This window comes from Pseudomonas sp. IzPS59 (assembly GCF_014863505.1).
Classification (GTDB): domain Bacteria; phylum Pseudomonadota; class Gammaproteobacteria; order Pseudomonadales; family Pseudomonadaceae; genus Aquipseudomonas; species Aquipseudomonas kribbensis.
In genome coordinates this window covers 5,441,818-5,458,600 of the sequence record NZ_CP062251.1, presented here as the reverse complement: position 1 = coordinate 5,458,600, position 16,783 = coordinate 5,441,818, and the positions used below count along the sequence as shown (strand labels likewise).

The window sequence follows — 16,783 nt, the reverse complement described above, 5'->3', positions numbered from 1 at the left end:
TCTTTCGGCCTGCTCCCATTTTTATTTGTGCAATTGAAGGAGATCGAGTTTGTCTTCTCCCATCCCGGTCACGGTGCTCAGCGGTTTCCTCGGCGCCGGCAAGACCACCTTGCTGCGCCATCTGTTGAAAGCCGAGCACGGCCTGAAAATCGCCGTGATCGAAAACGAATTCAGCGACGCCGGCATCGACACCCAACTACTGGGCGACGAGCCGGTGCAAGTCATGACCCTGGCCAACGGCTGCGTCTGCTGCACCATCCACACCGACCTGACCAAGGCCCTGTACCTGTTGCTCGAACGGCTGGACAGCGGTGAAATCGCCTTCGATCGGCTGGTCATCGAATGCACCGGCCTGGCCGATCCGGCCCCGGTGGCGCAGACCTTTTTCATCGACGAAGAACTGCGCGAGCGTTACCTGCTCGACGGCATCATCACCCTGGTGGACGCCGCTCACGCCGAGCTGCACCTGACCCAGACCATCGCCCAGGCGCAGATCGGTTTCGCCGACCGCTTGCTGGTGAGCAAGACCGATCTGGTGGACGAAGCCGCATTCACCGCGCTCAGCGAACGCCTGACCCGCATCAATCGCCGTGCACCGATCCGCGTGGTCGAGCACGGCAACATCGATCTGGCCGAATTGCTCGATGTGCGCGGCTTCAACCTGAATGCCGATCTGGGCGGCGGGGTGAGTCTGCGACCGGTCAGCAAGGCGCCGTCCATCGACCGGATTTCCAGTCTGGTGCTGCGTACCGATCAGCCGCTGGATATCGATCAGCTCAGCGAGTTCATGAACGAGTTGCTGGAGGAGCACGGCAAGCAATTGCTGCGCTACAAAGGCGTGCTGAACATTGCGGGCGAGGATCGGCGGCTGGTGTTTCAGGGCGTGCTGAAGCTTTACGGTTTCGACTGGGACACCGAGTGGGCCGAGGGCGAGGCGCGGGAAAGCGTGATCGTGTTTATCGCCGATGATTTGCCGGAAGAGAAGATCCGGGCGGGGTTTGCTCGGGTCGCGGCAGGTTGAGGGTTGTTCGGTGCCCGTGATGAAGTCATCGCGGGCAAGCCCGCTCCCACAGGTCAAGCAGCGGGCACTCTATTGTTGATTGCCTCGAACCCTGTGGGAGCTGGCTTGCCAGCGATAGCGATCTAACCGACAACGCATTGCTCACGGGCTGAAGCCAGCAACGTCTGCTCAAGATTTTCCAGATGCCGATTCATCAGCATGCCGGCTTTTGAAATATCTCTCCGCTCCACCGCCTCAACCAACGCCAGATGTTCCTCCCATGCGCAACAGCTGTGCGTCTGCTCGCCACATCGCGCAATCGCCAGTGAGGTCAGCGGCACCAACGTGCCGAGAAAATGCGCCAACGGTGCATTCCTCGCCATTTTCGCCAACTGCAAATGAAACTCCCCGGACAGGCGAATCGCTGCACCGCGTCGATCTTTATCCACAGCCTGGCGCTCGCGTTCGATCAGCGTTCGCAGGCGCTTCAGATCTTCAGCCTGCGCATGCTGACAAGCCAGTCGCACCAGCGTGTTCTCGGCCAGACGCCGGGCGTGCAGGGCCTGACGCGTCTGTTCGACGTCCGGCGCGGCCACCCGCGGCCGATGGTTGGCCCGCAGCACGATGATCTGTTCGTGGGACAACTGGGTCAGCACCCGACGCACATCGGCGCGGCTGACACCGAACGTCTGCTTCAGGCTCTCTTCGGTGAAGCGGCTGGCGGCATCGAGGCGCTGTTCGAGGATCGCGTCGAACAGTCGCGGATACAGATCCTCCACCGGCGCTTGCAAGCGGGAGAAGGGCAGGGTCGCCGAGGTCTGGCGAGGTTGCGACGGCGTGGCAAGACTGTTCATGGCCGGTCTCCAGTGTGAGGTGTTTCAGGTGTTCAGGTTGTCATCCGGAATGTTCAGCTCGATGCCCATGCGCTGGCCTTCACGCAGGATATGCCGGCGCATTTCGGCGCTGGCCTGAGCGCTGTTCTTGCTGCGGATCGCGCGCACCACGGCTTCGTTTTCCTCAAGGCGTTCGGCCAGATGCTCCGGCGAATTGCGCAGCACTTCGGCGCTTTGCTTGAGGGCGTTGCTGGTCTGTTGCACCACGCTCTGGAAAATCGGGTTCGAGGTCAGAGTGAACAGTTCTTCGTGGAACGCGATGTAGGCGCTGACTCCGGCCTCGCTGTCACCGGCTTCGAGGGCTTCGCGCATGTCCATCAAGGTCAGGCGCAGTTGCCCGACTTCCTTGCTGCTGATCGACTGCGCCACCAGACCGACGATGAACGGTTCGAGGGTGTAGCGCAGTTGCAGCACGTCTTCGAGGCTGGCACCGGCCACGGCGCTGTCGTGGCTTTGGCTGTCGCTGGCCTGGGCGTCGAGCACCACCACGCCTTTGCCCGGCATCGAACGCACCAGACCGAGGGTTTCCAGCACGATCACCGCTTCGCGCAGGCTCGGGCGGCTGATGCCCAGTTGTTCGGCCAGTTCGCGCTGGCCCGGCAGCATCTCGCCGGAGCGCCACTGGCCACGGGCGAGGGCGGCCCGGAGTTTTTCTACCACTGAGTTGACGACGGTTGAAGTAGTAATCACGTGTTCGCTCCATGAGCCGTGCCTGCATGTGCGCAGGCACGGCAGTCATTCAGAATTCTTTGGCCGCCGCTTGAGCGGCCGTTTTTCTCGGCTGAAAGTTATAGCCCTGCTCGCCGTTGAGCACCTTGTTCGCCCGTTGCACGTCGATGTCCTTTTCCCAGCGGGCGATGGCCACGGTGGCGACGCAGTTGCCGATCAGGTTGGTCAGCGCCCGGCCGATGCCCATGAACCAGTCCACCGCCAGCACCAGCACCAGACCGACCACCGGAATTGCCGGAATCGCAGTCAGCGTGGCCGCGAGAATCACCAGCGCCGACCCCGGAATGCCGTGGGCGCCTTTCGAGGTAATCAGCGACACCAGCAGAATCGTCAGCAGATCGGTCATGGCCAGCGGCGTGCCGGTGGCGTTGGCGATGAACACGATGGCCAGGGTCAGGTAGATCGAAAAACCGTCGAGGTTGAACGAGTAACCGGTGGGAATCACCAGCCCGACGGTCGAGCTGCCGATGCCCAGGTGTTCCAGTTTGCGCATGATCTGCGGCAGTACTGCGTCGGAGGAGGCGGTGCCCATGACGATCAGCAGTTCTTCGCGCAGGTACTTGAGCAGCGGCCACATGCGCAGGCCGGAGGCACGCATCACCAGACCCAGAATCACGCTGACGAAAGCGATGCATGTCAGATAAAACAGGCCGACCAGACTGCCAAGGTGTTGCAGCGAATCGAGGCCGTATTTGCTGGTGGTGAAGGCGATGGCGCCGAACACGCCGATCGGTGCCAGACGTACGATCATGCCCATGATGCGGAAGATCACGTGGCTCAGTTCGTTGATCAGCCGCGAGATCCCGGAAGCCGCTTCGCCCACCAGATTCAACGCGCTGCCGAACAGCACCGAAAACAACAGCACTTGCAGGATGTTGTTGTCTGCAAAGGCGCCGAGCACCGAGGTCGGGATCAGGTCCATCAGGAACTGGGTGGTGGTGTGCATGTGCTGGCCGCGTTCGGCGATGTCGCCCATGTCGGCGGCGGACAGCTGCTCCAGATGGATGTTGGCGCCACTGCCGATCCCGGTGCTGAAGGCGAACACCAGACCGATCACCAGGGCAATGGTGGTCAGCACTTCGAAGTAGATCACCGACTTGAGGCCGATGCGCCCGACCTTCTTCAGGTCGCCGGCGCCGCTGATGCCGCTGACCACCACGCAGAACACGATCAGGCCGATGAGCATCTTGATCAGTTTGATGAAACCGTCGCCGAGCGGTTTGAGCTGGGCCGAGTATTCAGGAAGGGTCAGCCCGCAGACGATGCCGAGCACCAGTCCGAGAACCACTTGGAGGAAGATTGAACGCGAGCACCATCTGAGCATGGGAGGAATCCTGGTCGGTGTCCTGGCTGCCGTGCGCGGGGCGCATCAGATTCAGGACTTAATTATTGTGGTCTTACCGGTATGTCCAGTGCGGGTGCAGTCTAGGCGCTGTTTTTTACGGATCGCAAGTGAAAAATGACGAATTGGCATGACCGGTCTGACCAGTTGGGCGCAATGCCCCGACCTTGAGCCATTCGCAGTCCGAAACTTTTTTACGGGCGAAAAAAAACCGGCCATCACTGGCCGGTTTTTCATGCTGCGGTTTTAACGTCGCAATTAAGCGCCGTATACCGGCAGTTTCTTGCAGATGGCTTTGACTTTCTCACGAACGGCGTCGATCACCGCTTCGTTGTTCAGGTCAGCCAGGATGTCGCAGATCCAGCCGGCCAGCTCTTTGCACTCTGCTTCCTTGAAGCCGCGAGTGGTCACCGCCGGAGTACCGAAGCGCAGGCCGGAAGTGACGAACGGGGAGCGTGGATCGTTTGGCACGGAGTTCTTGTTCACGGTGATGAACGCTTTGCCCAGAGCGGCGTCGGCGTCTTTACCGGAGATTTCCTGCTTGATCAGCGACAGCAGGAACAGGTGGTTTTCAGTACCGCCGGAAACCACGTCGAAACCGCGCTCGATGAACACGCCGGCCATGGCCTGGGCGTTTTTCACCACTTGTTGCTGGTAAGCCTTGAACTCAGGCTGCAGTGCTTCCTTGAAGCAGATCGCTTTGGCGGCGATCACGTGCTCCAGCGGGCCACCCTGGGCGCCCGGGAATACGGCGGAGTTCAGCTTCTTCTCGATGTCGGCGTTGGCCTTGGCCAGGATCAGGCCACCACGTGGACCGCGCAGGGTCTTGTGGGTGGTGGTGGTCACGACGTCAGCGAACGGAACCGGGTTCGGGTAGACGCCAGCGGCGACCAGACCGGCCACGTGAGCCATGTCGACGAACAGGTAGGCGCCAACCTTGTCGGCGATGGCACGGAAGCGTGGGAAGTCGAGGATCTGCGAGTAGGCAGAGAAACCGGCCACGATCATTTTCGGCTTGTGCTCAACAGCCAGACGCTCGACTTCGTCGTAGTCGATCAGGCCGTTGGCGTCGATGCCGTACTGGATGGCGTTGTACAGCTTGCCGGAGGAGGAAACGCTGGCGCCGTGGGTCAGGTGACCGCCGTGAGCCAGGCTCATGCCCAGGATGGTGTCACCGGCCGACAGCAGGGCCAGGTAAACAGCGGCGTTGGCTTGGGAGCCAGCGTGCGGCTGAACGTTGGCGTAGTCGGCGCCGAACAGCTCCTTGGCGCGGTCGATGGCCAGTTGCTCGACAACGTCGACGTACTCGCAACCACCGTAGTAGCGCTTGCCCGGGTAGCCTTCGGCGTACTTGTTGGTCAGTACCGAGCCTTGAGCTTCCATCACCGCTGGGCTGGTGTAGTTCTCCGAAGCGATCAGCTCGATGTGTTCTTCCTGGCGCTGGGCTTCTTGCTCCATGGCGGCAAAAAGATCGGCGTCGTACTTGGCAATAGTCAAATCACGGCTGAACATGGCGGTCCTCAAGGATCGGGGGCAGAAAAGGGGGGCATTCTAACCCAACGGGTTTTGGATGGCATATGAAACGACATCATGTCGCAGACAAGTGGCGTTCATGACCAGATATGTGGCGTCCGTGCCGGCCTTTTCCTGGCCAGCCGGTTCGCACAATAGCCGGGTTGGCGGCAGGATTCCGTGATCGACATCAATCCCTGCTCGTGAAGGCCGCCCCGCAGAACTTCAGTCGAACATGAACAGCGCGTCATTGCTGAACTGCGCTTCGAAGCGGGTGGCCGGCATCGGTCGTCCGAACAGATAACCCTGAACCTCGTCGCAACCGTGCTCGCGCAGGAAGTCCAGCTGTTCATGGGTTTCCACGCCCTCGGCGATCACCGCCAGGTTGAGGCTGTGGGCCATGGCGATGATCGCCCGGGCGATTTGCGCGTCCTGCTCGCCGGACGGCAGGCCGTCGACGAAGGTGCGGTCGATCTTCAGTACGTCGATCGGGAATTGCTTGAGATAGTTCAGCGACGAGTAACCGGTGCCGAAGTCGTCGACCGCGATGCTCAGGCCGAGGTTCTTCAGGCCGGCAAGAATCTGCATCGCTTCGCTGACTTCGCGCATCAGGATACTTTCGGTCAGTTCCAATTCCAGGCACGCCGGCGGAAGGCCGGTTTCCTTGAGAATGGTGGCGATCCGCGTGCCGAGCTGGCCGTCGGAGAACTGCCGGGCGGAAATGTTCACCGATACCTTCGGCACGCGCACGCGGCTTTGGTGCCAGGTCTTGAGCTGACGGCAGGCTTCGCTGATCACCCAGTCGCCGACGTCCACCACCAGCCCGAGTTCTTCGAGCACCGGAATGAAATCCCCCGGCGGCACCAGTCCGCGACGTGGATGACGCCAGCGCAGCAGGGCTTCGGCGCCGGTCAGGCGTTTGCCGTCGCCGCTGAATTGCGGCTGGTAATACAGCACGAATTCGTTCTGCTCGAGAGCGTGGCGCAGATCGCTTTCCAGTTCCAGGCGCTCAAGCGCACTGGCGTTCATGTCGGCCTGATAGAACTGGAAGTTGTTCTTGCCGCGCTCCTTGGCGTGGTACATCGCGGTGTCGGCGTTCTTCATCAGCTGACTGAGTTCGTTGCCGTCCTGCGGACTCAGGGCGATGCCGATACTGGCGGTGACGAAGAACTCGCGACCCTCCAGCACGAATGGTCGCACCAGGCTGCCAAGAATCTGCTCGGCCACATGGATCGCACGGTTCAGCGCCATCTCGCGGCTGGAGCGGTGCTGCAGGAGTAACGTGAATTCGTCGCCGCCCATCCGCGCCACGGTGTCGTCATCGTCGACGCAGGCCAGCAGCCGGGTGGCCATGTCCTTGAGCATGCGGTCGCCGGCGGCGTGGCCGAGGGAGTCGTTGATCGGTTTGAAACGATCGAGGTCGAGGAACATCAGCACCACCCACGACTTCTGCCGGTCGGCCGATTGCAGCGCGGTGTGCAGGCGATCCTGGAACAGCGTGCGGTTCGGCAGGTGGGTCAGGGCGTCGTAGTAGGCGAGGCGGTGAATGCGCTGCTCGCTGGCCTTGCGCTCGCTGATGTCGCTGAAAAAACACACGTAACTGGCCAGATCGCCTTCGTCATCGAGCACCGCAGTAATGCCGACCCACGCCGGGTAATGCTCGCCGTTGCGGCGCTTGAGCCAGACTTCGCCTTCCCAGGTGCTGTGCTGATGCAATTGCTTGAGCACGTAACGCAGGTGCGCGTCCTGTTGTTCGTCGACGGTGAGCATGTTCGGTAGCTGGTCGAGCACTTCGCTCACTGCGTAGCCGCTGACACGACTGAACGCTTCGTTGGCCTGGACGATGTAGCCGGCCGGGTCGGTGATCAGGATCGCCGAAGTCGAATGCTCGAATACCGTGGCCGCCATGCGCAGGTCTTTTTCGGCGCGGCGCTGCTGGCTGATGTCGCGACCGACCCCGAGCACGCCTTCGAAGGCGCCGTGTTCGTCCCACACCAGCACCAGGCGCAATTCGATCGGGATCTTGCGGCCATCGGCGCGCAGGCAGTCGAACAGGAACATCTGGGTCTGCACCTGACTGCGCAGGATTGCCAGTTGCTCGGGCTTGTCCAGGGCTTTGCTGACCCGGTCCATCAGGTGATAGATGCCGTTCAGTTGCTGCGGGTTGGCGATGGTCGACTGCCAGCCGTTCTGGAAAATCCACTCGGCGTCGTAGCCCAGCACCGCTTGCACCGACGGGCTGACGTAATTGAGCGACAGCTTGCTGTCGGTGGAGAAGATCACGTCACTGATGCTTTCGGCGAGCATCCGGTAGCGCTGCTCGCTGTCGCGCAGGGATTCGCTGGCTTCGATCTGCTCGGTGATGTCCTTGGCCACGCCGATGATTCGCGTGACCTGATCGTGTTTGTCCCGGGCCAGCGCCTGTTCGCGGATATCGAAACGCCGCCACTTGCCGTCGCGATGACGGAAGCGCAACTGGCATTGCAGTAACTGGCTGTAGCCGGCATGACGCTGCATCTGCCGCGAGCGGTGGTAATAGTCGGCGTCTTCCGGGTGCAGGAGGATTTCCCAGAAGTACTCGCCCATCTGGTGCAGTTCGCTGCGGTTGTAACCGAGGGTCTGGCCCAGGTGGTGGTTGCTGAAGATCATCCGCTGGCTGATCACATCCTGCACGTACAGATGATCCGGCACGGTACGCACTACGTCCGACCAGAAGCCTTCGCGCTCCAGCAGCGACAGTTCGATCAGCTTGCGGCTGGTGATGTCGTTGATGCTCAGGATCACGGCCTTGTAGTCGTGCTGCTCATGAGGCAGGCGCAGCACCAGCCACAGGTGCTGGTCGCGGCCGTTGATGTCCGGCAGTTTGATTTCCAGTTCCAGCTGCTTTTGCTGCTGGAGCACGGCATCGAGCACTTGATTGCCGATCGCGCACTGGCTGTGCGGATGACCGTCGATCAGCAGCTGCCAGGCGTGGTCGCAGGAGTTGACGTTGAGCAGTTGCAACGCCACCTGATTGACCTCGGTGACTCGCAGCTCCTGCAGCAATTGCTGGCGTTGCTGCGGCTGGTCGAGCCAGGCCTTGAGCTGGTCGCTGGTCTGGATCTGGGCCTTTTCGAAAACCTGTTTCAGTCCAGAAAGATCCAGCACGCACAGGGCCACACCGGTGCCTTCGAAAATGTCCTGATAACGGCGGCGTCCTTCATGCACCTGGCGCTGACGGCGGCGCATGTTCAGTAAGGCAATGAACGGCAGCAGGGACAGCGCCAGGCCCAGCAGGCATTTGCCGATGAACGCCGGCAGAAGCTCTTCGAGCACATGTTGCCGGTCGAACAGTCCGCGCAGTTGCCAGTCGCTGCTGCTCAGGGGCACGGTCAGCACGCTGTTGGCCAGATCTTCGGCTGTCAGGGTGCTGGCCTTGGTGGAAGGCAGGCCTTCGTCACGGCTGATGATCTGGTGATTGATGCGGTTTTCCACCAGCCACAGCGGGCGGATCCCGGTCTCGCCCTGTTTGGTCAGCGAGGCAAAGAACGTCGGGGTCAGGCGCAGCGCCCAGTAGCCGCGGGTACTGCCGCTGGCCTGATGCAGCAACAGATGCACCACCGAGCCGTCATCGGCGTTGCTGAAATAATGTGCCTGGGCGTGACTGCGGCGCACCAGATCGCTGAGGTAGTCGGCGTCCTTGCTGTCGGTGGCGCTGTCGCTGAGGATTTTTCCAGAAGGGCTGAGCAAGGCCATGCTCTGCAGGTCAGGCAGGGATTTCTGCAGCTTGCGCAGCAGCGCCTGCTGTTCGTCGGCAGACTGCGGCTGTTCGACGATCGGTAGCAGATTGAGCGCGATCTGCGCGTTCAGCGACATGTTGAGGCTGACTTGCGAGGCGAGATCGGCGGTGTAATCGATGGTGTACTGACGCTGGTTTTTCTGGGTTTCGCGCAGTTGATCGAGCAGTTGCCAGAACAGCAACGCCAGCAGCATCAGCACCAGCGTCGCCAGCGCGCCTTTCAATGTTCCGCGCAGGGACGAGCCGGGCGCCGGTTGGGTGCTGCTCACAGAGGCTGGCGGAGTGACATTGGACAAGCTGTAATCCTGCGGTTTGGCTGGACTGGCGCGACGTGCACTATAAGCCGGACGCCCAAAGGGCGGCTAGCATGCCTTGAGTTGTGGCGAAGTGCCAGCCCCGCTCGGCTGGACTGCCTTCTGTCATTAAGGTAGCTTTGCCGGTTACGCGGGAGCGTTCCAGCTCCTAGACTCAGACTTTTTCAGCGCGCACGCATTGATGGCCATCAAGTGGTCAAGTGAACGACGCGCATCGGTCTGGCCGGGCATCGCCTGCGCTCCAATCATTCATCTGTCACTGACCCAAGGTTCTCCATGGCTCAATACGTCTTCACCATGCATCGGCTGGGCAAAGTTGTTCCGCCGAAGCGGGAAATCCTGAAAAACATTTCTCTGTCCTTCTTCCCGGGCGCCAAGATCGGCGTACTCGGCCTCAACGGTTCGGGTAAGTCCACGCTGCTGAAAATCATGGCCGGCGTCGACACCGAATTCGAAGGCGAAGCGCGCCCGATGCCGGAACTGAACATCGGTTATCTGCCGCAAGAGCCGCAACTTGATCCGACCAAGACCGTGCGTGAAGTGGTCGAGGAAGCGGTCAGCGTGATCAAGGATGCGCAAGCGCGTCTGGACGAGGTTTACGCCGCCTACGCCGACCCGGACGCCGACTTCGACAAGCTGGCCGCCGAACAGGCCAAGCTCGAAGCGATCCTGCAGGCCAGCGACGGTCACAACCTGGAGCGTCAACTGGAAGTCGCCGCCGATGCGCTGCGTCTGCCGGCCTGGGACGCGAAAGTGGAACACCTGTCCGGTGGTGAAAAACGTCGTGTGGCCCTGTGCCGTCTGCTGCTGTCCGCCCCGGACATGCTGCTGCTCGACGAACCGACCAACCACCTGGATGCCGACTCCGTTGCGTGGCTCGAACACTTCCTGCACGACTTCCCGGGTACCGTGGTAGCGATCACGCACGACCGTTACTTCCTGGACAACGTCGCTGGCTGGATTCTGGAACTCGACCGCGGTGCGGGCATTCCTTACGAGGGCAACTACTCGGGTTGGCTGGAAGCCAAGTCCGATCGTCTGGCCCAGGAATCCAAGCAGCAATCGGCCCACGAAAAAGCCATGAAGGAAGAACTGGAGTGGGTGCGCAAAGGCGCCAAGGCCCGCCAGTCGAAATCCAAGGCACGTCTGCAGCGCTTCGAAGAAATGCAGTCGCAGGAATTCCAGAAGCGTTCGGAAACCAACGAGATCTACATCCCGGCCGGTCCGCGCCTGGGCGACAAGGTCATCGAATTCAAGAACGTCACCAAGGGCTACGGCGATCGCGTGTTGATCGACAACCTGTCGTTCTCCATGCCGAAAGGCGCCATCGTCGGCGTGATCGGCGGTAACGGTGCCGGTAAGTCGACCCTGTTCCGCATGCTGATGGGCAAGGAAACCCCGGACTCCGGCAGCATCGAGATCGGCGAAACCGTGCAACTGGCCTGCGTTGACCAGAGCCGCGAAGACCTGGACGGCAGCAAGACCGTGTTCCAGCAGATCTCCGACGGTTCGGATCAGATCCGCATCGGCAACTACGAGATCCCGTCGCGTACCTACGTCGGTCGCTTCAACTTCAAGGGCGGCGATCAGCAGAAGTTCGTCAAGGACCTGTCCGGCGGTGAGCGCGGTCGTCTGCACCTGGCGCTGACCCTGAAGGAGGGCGGCAACGTCCTGCTGCTCGACGAACCGTCCAACGACCTCGACGTTGAAACCCTGCGCTCCCTGGAAGAAGCCCTGCTGGACTTCCCGGGCGCCGCCATTGTGATCTCTCACGACCGGTGGTTCCTTGACCGCGTCGCGACACACATCCTGGCGTACGAAGACGACTCGCAGGCCGTGTTCTTCGAAGGCAACTACACCGAGTACGAAGCCGATCGCAAAAAGCGCCTCGGCGAAGCAGCGGCCCAGCCACACCGGGTACGCCACAAGAAACTGGCCTGATTTCAGGTTGGTTGCATGAAAAAGCGGAGCCTTCGGGCTCCGCTTTTTTTTCCTGCAATCCGCCGTGATTTATAGCGTGTGTACTATTTGTTTTCATAAATGCGACATTTTTGTCTGTTGCTGTGTACATGTCGTTTGTTACAGTCCGGCTCAATCTCTTCCAACGACAACAAATTTGCCGAGACTTTTCCCATGATCGAATCCGTCGAATCCTTCCTCGCCCGTCTGAAAAAACGCGATCCGGATCAACCCGAATTCCACCAGGCCGTCGAAGAAGTCCTGCGCAGCCTGTGGCCGTTTCTCGAAGCCAATCCGCACTATCTGACCTCGGGGATTCTGGAGCGCATCTGCGAGCCGGAGCGGGCGGTGGTGTTCCGGGTGTCGTGGGTCGACGATCAGGGCAAGGTGCAGGTCAATCGTGGTTTTCGCATCCAGATGAACAGCGCCATCGGCCCGTACAAGGGCGGGTTGCGCTTCCATCCCTCGGTGAATATGGGCGTGCTGAAATTCCTCGCCTTCGAGCAGACCTTCAAGAACTCCCTGACCTCGTTGCCCATGGGCGGCGGCAAGGGCGGTTCGGACTTCGATCCCAAGGGCAAGAGCGACGCCGAAGTCATGCGTTTCTGCCAGGCGTTCATGAGTGAGCTGTACCGCCACATCGGCGCCGACGTGGACGTGCCGGCAGGTGATATCGGTGTCGGCGCACGGGAAATCGGTTTCCTGTTCGGTCAGTACAAACGCCTGAGCAACCAGTTCACCAGCGTACTGACCGGCAAGGGTATGACCTACGGCGGCAGCCTGATCCGCCCGGAAGCCACCGGTTTCGGTTGCGTGTATTTCGCCGAGGAAATGCTCAAGCGCCGTGAGCAGACTGTCGAAGGCAAGCGCGTGGCGATCTCCGGTTCCGGCAACGTCGCGCAATACGCGGCCCGCAAAGTGATGGATCTAGGCGGCAAGGTGATTTCCCTGTCCGATTCCGAAGGCACGCTGTATTGCGAGGCCGGTCTGAGCGAAGAGCAGTGGCTGGCGTTGCTGGAGCTGAAAAACGTCAAGCGTGGGAGGATCAGCGAGTTGGCGGCCGCATTCGGTCTGGAATTCCGCGCCGGTCAACTGCCATGGTCGTTGCCGTGCGATATCGCGCTGCCGTGTGCCACCCAGAACGAACTCGACGCCGAAGCTGCCCGCACCTTGCTGCGTAACGGCTGCATCTGTGTGGCCGAAGGTGCGAACATGCCGACCACCCTTGAGGCTGTGGATATCTTTATCGAAGCGGGCATTCTGTTCGCGCCGGGCAAGGCCTCGAATGCCGGCGGCGTGGCGGTCAGCGGTCTGGAGATGTCGCAGAACGCCATGCGCCTGCTGTGGACGGCGGGCGAGGTGGACAGCAAGCTGCACGGGATCATGCAGTCGATCCACCACGCCTGTGTGCATTACGGTGAGGAAAACGGCCGGATCAACTACGTCAAAGGCGCGAACATCGCCGGCTTCGTCAAAGTCGCCGACGCGATGCTGGCGCAGGGCGTGGTTTAAGCACTGTGGTTCAAGAGCGATCGATACGGATCACTTCGATCAGTTGATTGCCGGCCGGACGCTGCCACAGCACTTCGTCGTTGAGTCGCGCGCCAAGCAGCGCGCGCCCCAGCGGCGAAGCCCAGTTGATCAGGCCGTTGGCGGCATCGGCCTGATCTTCGCCGACCAGTTGCACCCGGCGCTCGGTGTTATGTTCGTCGGCGTAGGTGACCCAACTGCCGATCTGCACCTTTTCGTTGGACGTCGGGGCTGGCGCGACCTGAGCGCTGCCGACCCGCTGATTGAAATAACGCAAATCCCGTTCGAGATCGGCCAGTCGCTGTTTGTCGGCCTGTTCGCCCATGGCCGTCTGTTCGGCGTGCAGCGCCTGCAGCTCGGCGACTTTCGCCTGCAACTGGGCAAGCCCCTGTGGCGTGACGTAATTGGGCTGCGTGCTGACCTGCCGTTCGACCGGCTGATCGGCTTGCGCAGCGGCATTGTCTTCGTTGACGAAAGCACGGCTCATGGTGACCTCCTGTGACAACCGTTGGGCCATGGTCGCAGGCTGAAGGTTTCGCTGGATGTCTGGAAACGACCTACTGCGAGCGATAAGCCCGCGCGGCGTCCTGATCCTTCTGTTGCTGCCAGGCCCGCTCGCGCTCGTCCCAGTGTTCGTTGCGATACTCCTCGCGATCCTTGTTTTCCAGCATCGCCTGACACTGGCGGAAACCGTCGCTCCAGCCCTCGGCGTATTGCGGATCCTTGAGATAGCGCGGCACGTTCTTGCGAAACTCGCCGCTGATCGAACCCGCCGCCTGACGACCGCTGATGCAACCGTCATCGAAACCGTCGGCGAACGCCGGTGGATAACCCTTGGCGATCAGATCTTCGTGGGTGCTCTGACAGCCACCCAGCAACAGCAATACACCCACAAAACCCGCACACCGCCACATCTGACTCTCCCGCGCCGTTCTCCGGCTGACAGGGAAAGTCTAGAAGCGGATTCGTCGACGGGGTGTGAAAGGAAGATCAAAACCTCAGTAGTGATACCACTTCACTTCCAGCATCACTTCCGTCTCCGGCGTTGCCAGATGGCTGAATTCACGCTGCGCACTCAGGCGCAGGCCCAGGTTGCGAGACAACTCCCACTGTTGATTCAGACTGAGGCTGCGGCGCACTTCGCCGTTGAAGAAGTAATCGCCCTTGGCCTCCACACTGAGATTGCCCAACGGGTTTTTCCACAGCACGCCGGTATTGAAACCGCCTGCGGGGGAAACGAATTCGGCGAAATCATTGTTGTGCTCAAGCCTCACGGTGCCGAGGGCAAATCCCAGTACATCGTCACCCAGCGCCCAGGTTCCACCGCCGCCACCGTTGACATGGCTGACCAGCGTTTCGTCGTCATGCTTGCCCGGCACCCGCTCCAGACCTCCGGTGACTTGCCACGACAACGGCTGCAGCAGCGCATTGCGCGGCGTCAGCGAGCGGATGGTCGCCAGATCCAGTTGCTGGAACTGCCAGTGATTGCCTTCGTACTGGCGCAGCTTCATTTGCAGGATTTCGATCTGCGCGCCGAGGGGGAAACTTTCGGCGTTGTCGTTGAGGTCGTGGTAGGCCATGCGCAGGCCGTACTCGCCGAACGCACGGTCGCCACGGGTGCCGAGGCCGGCCTGCCAGGTACGCGATTCATGGCCATTTTCGGGCAGGCCCGGTTGTGGAATTTGCAGCTCCGGCGCCGGGTTCTTGTTGATCGCCCGCAGCAGTTCAAAACTGCGCTGTGCCCGTTGCGGATCACGTTCCTGGCCGTTGGCACGGTAGCGTTCCAGCCGATACGCAGCGTCGACGATGAGCGCCTGCCGGTCACGGGGCAGGGCCTTGAAGGCCGGGTCCTGCAATTGCTGCTGGTCGGCGCTGACTTTCAGCACCCAGTCCTGTTCTTCGCCGGTCAGGGGCTCGGCGCGGCTGAGCAATTCACGCTCGCGGGACGGGCGGTATTCGATGTGCTCGACCAGTCCGGCTTCTTTCACCGCTTTGACGGTGTCGGTGGGAATCGCGGTCAGCGGGAATTGTTCGGTCAGGCGCAGGCTCGGACGGGCGACCTGCAACAGTTCGAGCAGGCGATAGGAGCAGTTTTCATCGAAGAAGAAATAGTCGAACTGAATCTGCTTCAGCTCCCACACATGCTCGACCATGCGTGCGGTTTCGGCTTGTGTCAGGTTGAGCCGGTACTCCCAAAGGTCGCGGTTTTCCAGGCTGCGGTATTCCGAGAGTTTCTCCTGATACGGCACCAGCGCGAACAGTCCCGGATAGCCGCCCATCAGGCCTTTCCAGGCATACAGGATGCTGTTGTCCGAGCCTTCGATGTAGGCGCCGAAGTTGATCGCGTAGCTGAGCAGCGAAGTCTTGTCGCTCTGCACATCGGCCTGATCGATGCGCAGCAGGGTGTGGCCGAACATCGACGACGGGCTGTTGAGGTAGGCCGCCGGGAAAATCATCACCGCGCTGTGGGGCGAGACGTCCTTGAACCATTTCTTGAATTCGGCGCAGTCCGGCGTCGGCAGGTCGGTCAGGTTGAGCTGATCTTTCAGCCAGCGGGTGCGGGCCGGGTAGACGCACTGGGCGTGTTGCTCACCGAGACTGGCCGGGGCGTACAGCGCCTGGACCGTGGCGGCCAGTTCGTGGTCGGGGTGTTCGTTGCCGTCGGCGGCGAGGAAGAACTTTTTGTCGCTGACGTAGCTGCGCCAGCCGCCGAGTTTGGCGGTTTCGTAATGGCCGAGGGAAATCCAGAAGCGGTCGTTGGCCAGTTGCTGCAAACGTTGAGGGTCGATGTGGGGCGCGGCGGACAGCGGGGCGCAGACACACAGCGCCAGCCAGGCAAGGCGTTTGAGCATAGGTGGCAACTTAAGTCGAAAGAAACAAAAGACCCAAGGAGGGCGGGCCGAAAAAACAAAACCCGCTTCCCGAAAGAAGCGGGTGCAGTCGAGCTTAAGCCTGAGTCGCGTACTTGGCCAGACGAGGGTCTGCTTTCAGCACGGCCAGGGTGTTGGTATGCACGTCTTCGGCGGTCACGTCAGCCTTGCTGAAGATCTGCTGGAAGTGCTCGTGAGTGACGGCGGCGAAGTGCGCACGGTCTTCCGGCGCCACGCCCAGTACCACGGCATAGGTCGTCAGCGCTTCGCCGTTGCCTTTTGCCATGTCTTCGGACAGCTCGTTCATCATGCCATTCATGGCAAACCAGGATTTGCCGCCGTAGGTCAGCGAGGCGTTGGTGGAGCAACCGTTGGTGCCGGACGTCATGCCGAACGTGGCGTTGCCCGAGGTGCCGTTGGTGGTGGATGCCAGGAAGTGAGCCGGGGTGCCACGCTGACCTTCGAACAGCATGTTGCCCCAACCGCAATCCGGACCGCCTGGCGCCTGAGCCATGGCGTTGATGGATACAGCGGTGAAGAGAGTACCGAGAAGAATCCGTTTCATAGCTTTGTTCTCTTTTATGTGCGTACCAATGGACAGGGTTCTGGCCCCGCTCTCTACATCAAAACGCCACTTGGCGAGTTTTCGTACAGACCTTCTGGCGCCAGTGGGCCGGTATTAGTTCCAGCCGCGCAGTTTGGAGTTTAGGCAGGTTCCCGTGGTTCCGTGATTTTTTGCAGCATATTCGTGATCCAGACCGGTTTTGCGGGGGCTGCCGCGGGGTTGGCCGGTTGTCTATGCTTTGTCGTGTGGCGCGCCTTGCCAGTGGGGCACGGGCAGCGCCAGAATGCCGCT

Annotated in this window: 12 protein-coding genes; 3 read left to right on the top strand and 9 right to left on the bottom strand. The window is 61.1% G+C overall.

All coding sequences use genetic code 11. The features are described from left to right. The first annotated feature begins 49 nt into the window (after positions 1–49). Positions 50–1,021 carry a GTPase gene (gene yjiA, locus IF189_RS24465; protein WP_192552387.1) on the top strand — a complete coding sequence of 324 codons (972 nt, stop codon included), beginning with the start codon at positions 50–52 and terminating at the stop codon, positions 1,019–1,021. Positions 1,022–1,143: 122 nt separating this feature from the next. Here the strand turns inward: yjiA and IF189_RS24460 are convergent, their stop codons facing one another. From IF189_RS24460 to IF189_RS24440, 5 genes are all read right to left on the bottom strand, one after another. Further along, positions 1,144–1,854: a GntR family transcriptional regulator gene (locus IF189_RS24460; protein ID WP_192552386.1), complete on the bottom strand. Its 711-nt coding sequence runs from the start codon at positions 1,852–1,854 to the stop codon at positions 1,144–1,146. A 24-nt stretch (positions 1,855–1,878) separates the two neighbouring features. After that, the gene (locus IF189_RS24455; RefSeq protein ID WP_085712210.1) at positions 1,879–2,583 is read right to left on the bottom strand and encodes a FadR/GntR family transcriptional regulator; all 705 of its coding nucleotides are present in this window, start codon (positions 2,581–2,583) and stop codon (positions 1,879–1,881) included. A 49-nt stretch (positions 2,584–2,632) separates the two neighbouring features. After that, complete coding sequence (locus tag IF189_RS24450; RefSeq protein ID WP_085732867.1) at positions 2,633–3,946, bottom strand: C4-dicarboxylate transporter DctA; 1,314 nt, start codon at positions 3,944–3,946, stop codon at positions 2,633–2,635. A 276-nt stretch (positions 3,947–4,222) separates the two neighbouring features. After that, positions 4,223–5,476 (bottom strand): serine hydroxymethyltransferase, encoded by a 1,254-nt coding sequence (glyA, locus tag IF189_RS24445; RefSeq protein WP_007950978.1) that lies wholly within the window; start codon positions 5,474–5,476, stop codon positions 4,223–4,225. A gap of 225 nt (positions 5,477–5,701) precedes the next feature. After that, entirely contained in the window at positions 5,702–9,550 is a 3,849-nt protein-coding gene (locus IF189_RS24440; RefSeq protein ID WP_134828166.1) for an EAL domain-containing protein, read from the bottom strand. A 294-nt stretch (positions 9,551–9,844) separates the two neighbouring features. Here IF189_RS24440 and ettA point away from each other — a divergent pair, with 294 nt between their 5' ends. After that, complete coding sequence (gene ettA, locus IF189_RS24435) at positions 9,845–11,509, top strand: energy-dependent translational throttle protein EttA (protein ID WP_007950976.1); 1,665 nt, start codon at positions 9,845–9,847, stop codon at positions 11,507–11,509. A 192-nt stretch (positions 11,510–11,701) separates the two neighbouring features. Further along, positions 11,702–13,039, top strand: coding sequence for an NADP-specific glutamate dehydrogenase (gene gdhA, locus IF189_RS24430; protein WP_134828165.1), 1,338 nt, complete (start codon positions 11,702–11,704; stop codon positions 13,037–13,039). A 10-nt stretch (positions 13,040–13,049) separates the two neighbouring features. Here the strand turns inward: gdhA and IF189_RS24425 are convergent, their stop codons facing one another. The 4 genes from IF189_RS24425 to IF189_RS24410 form a co-directional block, all read right to left on the bottom strand. Continuing rightward, positions 13,050–13,544: a GreA/GreB family elongation factor gene (locus IF189_RS24425; protein ID WP_192552385.1), complete on the bottom strand. Its 495-nt coding sequence runs from the start codon at positions 13,542–13,544 to the stop codon at positions 13,050–13,052. 70 nt (positions 13,545–13,614) lie between these two features. Next, a complete protein-coding gene (locus tag IF189_RS24420) occupies positions 13,615–13,971 on the bottom strand; it encodes a hypothetical protein (RefSeq protein WP_192552384.1) in 357 nt (118 codons plus the stop codon). Positions 13,972–14,055: 84 nt separating this feature from the next. Continuing rightward, positions 14,056–15,909, bottom strand: a complete 1,854-nt coding sequence (locus IF189_RS24415) for a DUF4105 domain-containing protein (RefSeq protein WP_192552383.1) — start codon at positions 15,907–15,909, stop codon at positions 14,056–14,058. 94 nt (positions 15,910–16,003) lie between these two features. Further along, positions 16,004–16,492, bottom strand: coding sequence for a DUF3015 domain-containing protein (locus tag IF189_RS24410; protein ID WP_007950971.1), 489 nt, complete (start codon positions 16,490–16,492; stop codon positions 16,004–16,006). Positions 16,493–16,783 lie beyond the last annotated feature (291 nt).

Bases quoted from the DNA above. Each gene is read 5' to 3' on its own strand.
- IF189_RS24460 (WP_192552386.1), bottom strand. From the start codon at position 1,854: ATGAACAGTCTTGCCACGCCGTCGCAACCTCGCCAGACCTCGGCGACC.
- IF189_RS24450 (WP_085732867.1), bottom strand. From the start codon at position 3,946: ATGCTCAGATGGTGCTCGCGTTCAATCTTCCTCCAAGTGGTTCTCGGA.
- glyA (WP_007950978.1), bottom strand. From the start codon at position 5,476: ATGTTCAGCCGTGATTTGACTATTGCCAAGTACGACGCCGATCTTTTT.
- ettA (WP_007950976.1), top strand. From the start codon at position 9,845: ATGGCTCAATACGTCTTCACCATGCATCGGCTGGGCAAAGTTGTTCCG.
- gdhA (WP_134828165.1), top strand. From the start codon at position 11,702: ATGATCGAATCCGTCGAATCCTTCCTCGCCCGTCTGAAAAAACGCGAT.
- IF189_RS24425 (WP_192552385.1), bottom strand. From the start codon at position 13,544: ATGAGCCGTGCTTTCGTCAACGAAGACAATGCCGCTGCGCAAGCCGAT.
- IF189_RS24420 (WP_192552384.1), bottom strand. From the start codon at position 13,971: ATGTGGCGGTGTGCGGGTTTTGTGGGTGTATTGCTGTTGCTGGGTGGC.
- IF189_RS24415 (WP_192552383.1), bottom strand. From the start codon at position 15,909: ATGCTCAAACGCCTTGCCTGGCTGGCGCTGTGTGTCTGCGCCCCGCTG.
- IF189_RS24410 (WP_007950971.1), bottom strand. From the start codon at position 16,492: ATGAAACGGATTCTTCTCGGTACTCTCTTCACCGCTGTATCCATCAAC.